The organism is Simiduia aestuariiviva (assembly GCF_014192475.1).
Taxonomy (GTDB): Bacteria; Pseudomonadota; Gammaproteobacteria; order Pseudomonadales; family Cellvibrionaceae; genus Simiduia; species Simiduia aestuariiviva.
Genome location: NZ_JACHXZ010000001.1, coordinates 338297 through 346801, shown reverse-complemented (window position 1 = coordinate 346801; position 8505 = coordinate 338297). Strand labels below are relative to the sequence as shown.

Annotated in this window: 9 protein-coding genes; all 9 read right to left on the bottom strand. The window is 52.5% G+C overall.

Features of this window, described 5'->3' with window-relative positions; genetic code table 11:
- Positions 1 to 105: 105 nt before the first annotated feature.
- The 9 genes from FHS30_RS01690 to FHS30_RS01650 all read right to left on the bottom strand — a co-directional run bounded on the left by FHS30_RS01690 (position 106) and on the right by FHS30_RS01650 (position 8427).
- Entirely contained in the window at positions 106 to 501 is a 396-nt protein-coding gene (locus tag FHS30_RS01690) for a hypothetical protein (RefSeq protein ID WP_183907670.1), read from the bottom strand.
- A 76-nt stretch (positions 502 to 577) separates the two neighbouring features.
- Positions 578 to 835 carry a hypothetical protein gene (locus tag FHS30_RS01685; protein WP_183907669.1) on the bottom strand — a complete coding sequence of 86 codons (258 nt, stop codon included), beginning with the start codon at positions 833 to 835 and terminating at the stop codon, positions 578 to 580.
- Positions 836 to 1268: 433 nt separating this feature from the next.
- The gene (locus tag FHS30_RS01680) at positions 1269 to 1907 is read right to left on the bottom strand and encodes a hypothetical protein (RefSeq protein WP_183907667.1); all 639 of its coding nucleotides are present in this window, start codon (positions 1905 to 1907) and stop codon (positions 1269 to 1271) included.
- Positions 1908 to 3468: 1561 nt separating this feature from the next.
- Positions 3469 to 3840, bottom strand: coding sequence for a DUF6795 domain-containing protein (locus FHS30_RS01675; protein WP_343048925.1), 372 nt, complete (start codon positions 3838 to 3840; stop codon positions 3469 to 3471).
- A gap of 826 nt (positions 3841 to 4666) precedes the next feature.
- Complete coding sequence (locus FHS30_RS01670) at positions 4667 to 5338, bottom strand: NUDIX hydrolase (RefSeq protein WP_183907664.1); 672 nt, start codon at positions 5336 to 5338, stop codon at positions 4667 to 4669.
- A 65-nt stretch (positions 5339 to 5403) separates the two neighbouring features.
- On the bottom strand, positions 5404 to 6246 hold the full coding sequence (locus tag FHS30_RS01665) for an ABC transporter ATP-binding protein (RefSeq protein ID WP_183907662.1): 843 nt from the start codon (positions 6244 to 6246) through the stop codon (positions 5404 to 5406).
- On the bottom strand, positions 6247 to 7251 hold the full coding sequence (locus FHS30_RS01660; protein ID WP_183907660.1) for a FecCD family ABC transporter permease: 1005 nt from the start codon (positions 7249 to 7251) through the stop codon (positions 6247 to 6249).
- Between the two features lie 4 nt (positions 7252 to 7255).
- Complete coding sequence (locus FHS30_RS01655; RefSeq protein WP_183907658.1) at positions 7256 to 8116, bottom strand: ABC transporter substrate-binding protein; 861 nt, start codon at positions 8114 to 8116, stop codon at positions 7256 to 7258.
- A complete protein-coding gene (locus FHS30_RS01650; RefSeq protein WP_183907656.1) occupies positions 8095 to 8427 on the bottom strand; it encodes a Kazal-type serine protease inhibitor domain-containing protein in 333 nt (110 codons plus the stop codon). Before FHS30_RS01650 ends, FHS30_RS01655 begins: the two co-directional genes overlap by 22 nt.
- Between the last annotated feature and the right edge of the window lie 78 nt (positions 8428 to 8505).

Genomic DNA, 8505 nt, shown 5'->3' with positions numbered 1-8505 from the left:
TTGATCTTTGAAGGAATCCTTTTTCTTCCAGAACATGTTGCCTCTTAACGCCTAAAGCAACCGCGCGCGCTTTGGCGCGTCGGTTTGCCTTTACTTGTTAGTGATTTATACGATTTCAACAGAATGGAATTCTGGCTCATTTTTAAAAAGCTCCTGAAAGAAGACAAAGCAAGCGTCTTGATCATGCATTTTCTCTTTTGCCAGAAGCTTCTCTTTAAAGGTTCGAATTTTATCAACCTGAAACGCCCACTCTATTTCACCCTGAAAAATGTCGCCTTCTTCGAAATATGCTATCGATCCAATTAGATAGTCTCTTCCGTTGAATTTTATATAGCTATACCAGCCCCAGTCTTCTGGCATAGCCTCTTCAATATCATAAATACCACTGAGCTTATCCTTTATCCAATTTATTAAGGAAGATCCATAAATTGGATTTATAGGATTGAGCTCCTCTTTTGTCGGATCAAAGACTGATGTTTTAAAATATATTGCTTTGTTCATATGTGTGGATCACTAACGCCCGCAACAAACGCGAGCGTAGTGAGTCGAGGCCGACAGGCCGGTTTGCTTGCGTTTGTTATGTTTTATAAGCTGCATCTGATAGCCTTTGGGTAAGTTCTAAAACGCCTATATTTTGGAACCTATCTTCTGCTCCACTATAAAATAGCCCGGCGTCATCCTCGATCTTAACCGAGCCATTAGAAAAATCTATTTTGAAGTTAAATAAGTTGCTATAGAACTCACCTTCATATAATCCCTTCTCATTTCTCAGGTAGCTGACTAGCAGAGGAATATGGTCTGCTTCCTCATCGATATATCGATCAACTAGATCCATCGTCATTACCTAATGGAAACATAACGCCCGGCTTTGGGGCGGCCGGAGCGTAGCGTAGGCCGTCCCGCCGCGTATTTAGCGGCGTACAAGAGCCGCTTGTTATTGGAGCCACGGTTTGCACCTGCTACAACGCTGGCAAGCGGAGCGGTAGCGAAGCCAGTGGCGATTTAAGTGGTAAGAATACCTTACCAGACACCTTTTGAAACCCACTTAGGGCAAACCACAATGAAGGCATGCCGTGCACAACCCTGCGAGCAAACTACTGGCACCAAGAAAGGAACTGCGTTGGTGATATAGCACATTCCCTGATGCCGGCATGCCGATCAATGGCACGCACTTGGATTCAATCCCTTAGCCTATTTACCCTGAAAAAGGTTTGGCTCAATAACGCCCGTAGCAGGCGCGCGCATTTTGCGTCGCCTGCCTGCGATTGTTAGAGTTTTGATGCAGAAGAGAACACCTGCACAAAGAAATATATAAAGAGACCTGCCTGTATAATTGTCGCATACGCTTGAGTTCTTAAATTCTTAAGCTGGGTTAGATAGGCAATTTGAGGGTTTTCGGAATTCTTTTCTATGTGCTTAGTAGCAAAGTATTTAACAAACCATGGAAATGGGGCGAGAAATTCTTTAAGTATTCGATCGAATCTTATACCGGCCTCCAGATTAATACCCCAAAAACTAGCACCTTCCTGAATCTTTTCTTCTTCCGCTTCGTACCGCTCAAGATGTTCAATAAATGTGTGCCGTATTGCGTCATGCAATTCTATTGCCATTTTGCAGCGGAGACCGATCACTCTTGAAAATAGGCCAAAAATACACGATAAGCTTAGTATGTATCCACCCGCTATGATGCCTTCCTTACCTACAAAATCCATTAAATCGTTAGCATTGACCAGGAGGAAGGATGCTACAGCCGCCGTTGCGACCAAAACCCAATTGCTGAATTCACTGATTGAAAAGGTTGTGCGTAACGTCGCGTTAAACATAGAAGACACTATCGCGTTTTCCGTGTTTTCTCTAGCAAGTCTGTTCCACTCTCTTAGCGGCTCTGTTCTTTTATCAGTTTCCATATTCGTTGCTCACTATTCCTAGAACTCTAACGCCGGTGGCATGGGCGGCCGCAGCGCAGCGGAGGCCGTCCAGCAGCGATAGCTGCGACATGACCACCCTTGTTAAATTCAGTAACTAAATTACACATCGAATGATGATTGCACCGAATAGCCCTAACATACCAATCACATACAGTACTTTTAGTTTGAAAACATATTCTTGCTCAATCAGTTCTTGCAAATGAAATATTGCATTTACCCCTAACTGAAGAACTCCAACACCCTTCTTTCTTTTAAGATACAGCATCAGTTGATAGCAGCCTAAACATGCTACCGCGATATATATGAGCAATGTACCGATGACCTGCATAGGAATTTAACGCTCGGTTTAGGGGCGGCCGGAGCGTAGCGTAGGCCGTCCCAGCCGCATGCTTTTTATGCGGCGAACCTACAACCGCTTGTTATTGACGCCACCTGCCTAGGCACACTACAGCGCACGATGCGGAGCGTAAGCGTAGCCGGTGGCTGCTAATTTTGGTAAGAATACCTTAGTTGATGCTGATTGAAACCCACTTAGGGCACACCACATTGCCGGCACGAAGGTTGGCCACCATAATGCTAACTAATGGCACGAAGAACGAAACTGCTTACTTGAATACAGCACCTTCCCTAATGCCGGCTTACCAGTTGATGGCACACTGTGAGGCTCACTCCCTTACAATTTAGCACCTGAAATACTCTTGGCTCAATAACGCCGCAAACAGGGGCGCGCGTTCAGCGCGTCCCTGCTGCTTTGCCTTGTTAAGGTGCGACACGACCAGCCCCTTTGAAGCACGTTGCGAAGCGGTAGCGGAGCCACACCTTGATTAATTGGACCGCAAGAATGCCACAAGGTGACCATAATGCGAAACCTAAAATTTGAACCTAAAGATGCTACAAGCTTGCTGCACCTACGGACCAAATTTTGGCACGGGGAGAAACTTCGATTTTGACGCGGCACGCTTCCTGATACCGAATATCTCATTTTTACTTCCGATATTTATCTTGGCAGCCAACTCATAAAGCAGAGCACTTTAACGCCTGCATTTGGGGCGGCGAAGCGACAGCGTAGCCGTCCCGCCGCGCCTTTTAGCGGCGCACAAGATGCACTTGTTATGCATTTGACATGAATATTATTGCTACCCCATACACAACCTGAAAGGATAACACCATAACCAGATAACCTAAGACAGCGAAACTAGGCACCCTGTATTTCAAGATGTACCAACATATTGAAATTTGAGCTATCAATTGAATTATGCAGATGCTAACAACATGCCGCAAACTCCAAAGCGTGATACCAACGTCAGGTGCTGCAGCTTTGTAGGTACAATAAATTGGAAGGACACTCAGAATTACCACGCATAAGAGTATTCCATACTTTTGCCATCGCGCTAATTCCGATGTCCCATACTGCGTCGTAGGTTTTTCCACAGGTCCATCCTTAGATTGCATAACGCCTCAAACACCGGCATGGTGAAGTTGGCGACTTTTTTGGTACAAAAAAGGTGACAGCTCTACCATGTCCGCGTGCTTTGACTTGTTACATTCTGGAACATAGCACTGTTCCCTTGTCTGCATTTGCTTGTTTTTTCGAAATATCACATTTTAAAATTGTATTGTCATTCTCGGTGACAATACCAACAGACTCACTTTGCCAGAGCGTTACAGACAAGTCATGGACAATTGCGCATACTTTCCATGAATAAACACTATCACCTAAAAAGGTGAAGAGAGAAAAATGCTCGTCAGCTGGCAATAGAAACTTGCCTTCTTCATCAGTGACCACCTCATGATAAGTGTCGGGGCAGCCTTCAGCCGTTTTAGGCCAACTTGTACGCGCAGCTTTGATAGTAATGCCTGGCATAGGCTTAGCACCATCCATAAGCACACCTTCAATTTCCGGCGCCCACATTTCAGTATGTGGATTAATTGCGCACGCCGTTATCAAAAATGTGATTGCTAGCAATATTACTATTTTCATAGCTTTAGAATGTAACAGCCTTATTCAATGCCTCGGAGGCGTAATATATTACGCCTCCGAGGCACATATCCAGAGCTGGACCTTCGTGCCAGCCCAAACTCCCGTTTAATTTCAGTAACTTACCACATTTAAATTCAGCGGGCGTAAAATAAAACGCCTCCGAGGCATATATCCCAGTAACGCATTTTTCCCAGCGTTATTAAAGTCACCCACCCCAACAAATCATTTTCAGGAACCACTAAAGTGGCATATCTACAACCCACCCATCACATTCCAAAAGCCCACTCCCTCCAGCACTTCGCAAGCCACAGGGATGTGGCGCAAGCGACTCAATGCAGGGACGCATTGATGGAGCGGTGAAGTGGTGGGGGGAGTGGGCGCCTGTGCGATGTTCTTTTGCGATATATACAAACAAAGCAGTTGAGCACTCGATATGAAGCTGCCGCAATAAGGGCACCCACCCTAACAAAACATTCCCAGTCACCACTACAACGGCAAATCTACAACCACCCACCACACTCCAAAAGCCCACTCCCCCCAGCACTTCGCAAGCCACAGGGATGTGGCGCGAGCGACTCAATGCAGGGACGCATTGATGGAGCGGTGAAGTGGTGGGGGGAGTGGGCGCCTGCGCGACACTTTTGCGGCCCAGTCAAAAAATCTGGGCGTTCGATATAGAACTGCAATAGTTACCGAAGGCTAAGTTCAGAAAATTAAATGATAGGAAAAGTAAACCGGAGCCTCACCTTGATCTGAGCTACAACCCCTCACAACACACCCGCCACGCATACAAACACGCCTTTGCTAAATCCGTATGGTGCGGCAAGTGCGCCACTTGATCTTTGCTCGGCACAGGCATGGTTTGCAGTTCGCCTTCGGCTTTTTCTGCGCGCGCGCTGGTGATGTCGGCGCGCACGCCCAGGAAGTTGGCCTGCACGGCGCCGGTGTCGGTTTCACGGGTGATGGCGACCCAGGTATCGATGGGCAAGGTTAAATGAATGGCCGCCTCTTCGAAGGCTTCGCGAGTGGCGGTGGTTCGAAGGTCATCGTTGTCGTGCGGCTCGCCGTCGCGGGCGGGATTAAATCCACCGCCCAACACGCTCAGGTAATTTGGAAACAGGTGGCTGCTGGCCGAACGTTTTTGCATGAGCAGCTGCATGCCGGATGGGTCGCACACCAGTGTGGTGGCCGCGATCACTGGCGGCAATTGGCCCGCTTCGCGCAGCGCCAACATTTCGGCAAAACGCAATACGCGATAGTGAATTTGGCTGCCCACATCGGTGCCATCGGGTTCCACCAAGGCGTGCCATTCGTTGGTGCGCAGGCCCTGAGCCAATTGCGAGGCGCGCGCTTTAATGGCGGCAGACACCGGCGCATCGCCCACGTCTACAAGCGCCGGCACCTGCTGTGCAATGCTAAGAAATTCCATGTGTATATCGTGGCTACGACACCAGTGATTTAATTCTTTTAACATTGGCGTGACATCTTGCCTAGTCATTGACCGCTGAGGTTTGCGTTGTGCGCGTGTGTTGTTGTGGGCAGGTCGCTCTGCGTGAGCGGCGCCTGCGCCACAATAGACACGCCATCGGCGCTGTGTTGCACCTGTGCGCGAATGCGATACACGCGAGCCAAATTGTCTTCGGTGAGCACTTGCGTGGGCGTGCCGTCGGCAATTAATTCGCCGTCGTTCATCAATAAAATGCGATCGCAAAAGCGCGCGGCGAGCGTGAGGTCGTGCAGTGCTGCAATGACCAAACCGGTTTCTGCTTTGGTTTTTAAGAGCTGCATAATGTGCAATTGATGCAGTGGATCTAAGGCGGCGATCGGTTCATCGGCCAGCCAAATATCCGCCACCGTGGCGAACAGGCGCGCGCACTGCACGCGCCGCAATTCACCGCCCGAGAGGGTATCCACCGTGCGCTCCGCGAGGTGGGCAACGTCGGCCGCAGTCAGGGCCAAATCAATTAAATTGCCCTCGCGTGCGAGTGCCACCGCTAAACTGCCCGTGTGCGGCAAGCGCCCCAAGGCCACCAACGCACGCACCGACAGCGACCACGCCGGGGCTTCCTGCTGCGCTAACAAGGCCAAGGTTTTTGCCCGCGCTCTGGGCGGCCACTCGGGTAGCGATTGCTGGTTGAGTAGCACTTTGCCGGCGCTGGGTGCCCATAAACCCGCCAAAGTTTTTAGCAGCGTACTCTTACCCGCGCCGTTGGGGCCAATGAGCCCGATAAATTGTCCCGCGCCGGCACTAAAGCCAACATTTTTGAGCAGCGCGCGTGCACCAACGCGGTAGTGCAGCGCCTCGCAGTGCAACGACAAGGGTGTAGTGTTTGTCATCTATATGAGCCGCCGCTTGCCGGTGATTAATAAGTAGATAAAAAAGGGCGCACCTAGCAGCGCCGTTACCACCCCCAGTTTTAGCTCGCGCGCGACATCGAGGTGGCGCACCAATAGATCGGCACCCAACACTAACAGGGCGCCACCCAAGGCCGACAACAGCAACAGCTTGCCCGGCTGATGCTGGGCCCAAGGGCGCAATAAATGCGGCACAATTAAACCCACAAAACCGATGCTGCCGGCCACCGCCACGCCGCCACCCACCGCCAAGGCAATACCCGCCAAGAGCATGGCGCGCTCGCGCCCGGCCGAAAAACCGAGGCTGTTGGCGGTGTCATCGCCCAGGGTCAGTGCATCGAGGTAGGCGTGGCGGCTGTAGATAAGCGCCATGCCCAGCACACAGGTGGGCAGCGCGATCATGACGTGGTCCATGCTGCGATTGGCCAGAGAACCCATAAGCCAAAATATAATCTCCTGCAGCGCAAACATGTTGTCGGCAAAATTGAGTGCCACCGCCACCAGTGCACCAAACAGCGAGTTGAGTGCGACGCCCGCGAGAATTAATACCAACACACTTTGACTGCGACCGGCCAAGGCATAGATGGCAAATAGCGCCACAAAACTGCCCACCATGGCCGCCGCCGGCAACACCAACCAGCCCCATGCGGTGAAGCCAAAATACAGGGTAATCACTGCGCCCAATGCAGCGCCCGCGCTCACCCCCAACACGCCCGGCTCGGCCAAGGGGTTGCGCAACAAGCCCTGCATGGCGGCGCCGCTCATGCCGAGACCGGCACCCACGATTACGGCCAACAGCGCGCGCGGCAGGCGCACATCGAAAACGATACTGCGGCTGGCCGACACGTCGCCCGCCCAGGCATCGGAGAGGGCCGCCCACACCGACACGTCCACGGCGCCCAAGGTCAGCGAGATGGCGAGCAACAGCACTAGCACCACAGACAAACCGAGATACTTCAATGTGATTTCCTTTGCGAGGTCATGCATGGGGTCATCGCGAGACTCCGCCAATGGTAGCAAGGTCAGCGATGCGCGCTTGAATGGCCACCAGCGCCGACAACAATGTATTGATATTGGGCGCTGGACACACCGCTAAATTACTGGGTAGGCGCGCTACGCGCTGGGGCCCAATGGCAGCGTTGAGAGCGGGGTGTTGCAACACCTCGTGCGCCAAGGAGAATTGATGATCGGCGGCGACATCCACAATCAACACGTCGGGCGGTTGCTGCACCAGCTGCTCAAGATTCACCGTGGCAAAGCCCGGTTGATCGGCGGCCCAATTGCGAAAGCCCGCCAAGACCAGCAATTCGTGCTCGAGGGTACCGGCCCCCGGCGCAATGTGGTTCGGCCCGAGCATGAGCGCGCGCGGGCGCGCACTGTCGGGCACCTGTGCATTGGCGGTTTCACGGGCCTTTTTGTGCTCCAGCCACGTTTGCCGGTACGCCTGTAGCGCAGCCGGCTCGCCCAATAGTTCGGCCATGCGCAGTAGATGCGCGTCGATATCCGCCAATTTTTCCGGCAGCGGCACGCGCTCTACCCGATAACCCAATTGAGACAGCAGCGCCGTCGCTTGGCGCGCACCGTAAGCACCGGCCAGCACCACATCCGGCGCCAGCGGAATAATCTCTTCCACTAAACCGTGGTTGCGGTGCAGGCCCTGTGCGTCGGCTGCATAGGGCGACATTGCAGGGTTGTTGGCAAAGTAGGTGACGCTGGCGATGTCGTCGCGGGCGGCAAAGCGCAGCAGCATCTGATCAACACACAGGTTGACCGACACCAGCCGCGCCGCCTGTGCGCTCGACAGCCACAGGCTAAGTGCGCACAGGGCAATCAGTGGGTAGTGGCTTCGCACGCACCGGCCACCCAGCTAGTGAGCCCCGCATTGGCGGCCTTACAGGCATTGCTGTGGGTTTTGCCGTCGCAGCCACACACGGGGGCGTAATCCATGGTGCACATGCGGCTCGGGTTAATTTTGGCGGGATCAACGCACTGCTCTTGCGCTTCCTCTTGCGCCTCCTCTTCAACGCGCTGCTCGGCGCTTGCTGCAGGGGCCACGGCGCTTCCGTCGGTTACAGAGTGGGCAATGGGCGCGCGCTCCTGTCCACAGGCAGTTAACAGCAGACCGGCCAGCAACAGGGAAATAAACGTGGTGGTATTTAACATGGGTGTCCTCCCTAAAGTTGCGCCATTATAGGGACATAACTGCCCGCGAACACCCCACGCGGCGTGGAAAACGACTAC

What these genes read in the sequence shown, in the direction of transcription:
- FHS30_RS01690 (WP_183907670.1), bottom strand. Translation starts at nt 501, where the DNA reads ATGAACAAAGCAATATATTTTAAAACATCAGTCTTTGATCCGACAAAA.
- FHS30_RS01685 (WP_183907669.1), bottom strand. Translation starts at nt 835, where the DNA reads ATGGATCTAGTTGATCGATATATCGATGAGGAAGCAGACCATATTCCT.
- FHS30_RS01680 (WP_183907667.1), bottom strand. Translation starts at nt 1,907, where the DNA reads ATGGAAACTGATAAAAGAACAGAGCCGCTAAGAGAGTGGAACAGACTT.
- FHS30_RS01675 (WP_343048925.1), bottom strand. Translation starts at nt 3,840, where the DNA reads ATGTGGGCGCCGGAAATTGAAGGTGTGCTTATGGATGGTGCTAAGCCT.
- FHS30_RS01670 (WP_183907664.1), bottom strand. Translation starts at nt 5,338, where the DNA reads ATGGAATTTCTTAGCATTGCACAGCAGGTGCCGGCGCTTGTAGACGTG.
- FHS30_RS01665 (WP_183907662.1), bottom strand. Translation starts at nt 6,246, where the DNA reads ATGACAAACACTACACCCTTGTCGTTGCACTGCGAGGCGCTGCACTAC.
- FHS30_RS01660 (WP_183907660.1), bottom strand. Translation starts at nt 7,251, where the DNA reads ATGCATGACCTCGCAAAGGAAATCACATTGAAGTATCTCGGTTTGTCT.
- FHS30_RS01650 (WP_183907656.1), bottom strand. Translation starts at nt 8,427, where the DNA reads ATGTTAAATACCACCACGTTTATTTCCCTGTTGCTGGCCGGTCTGCTG.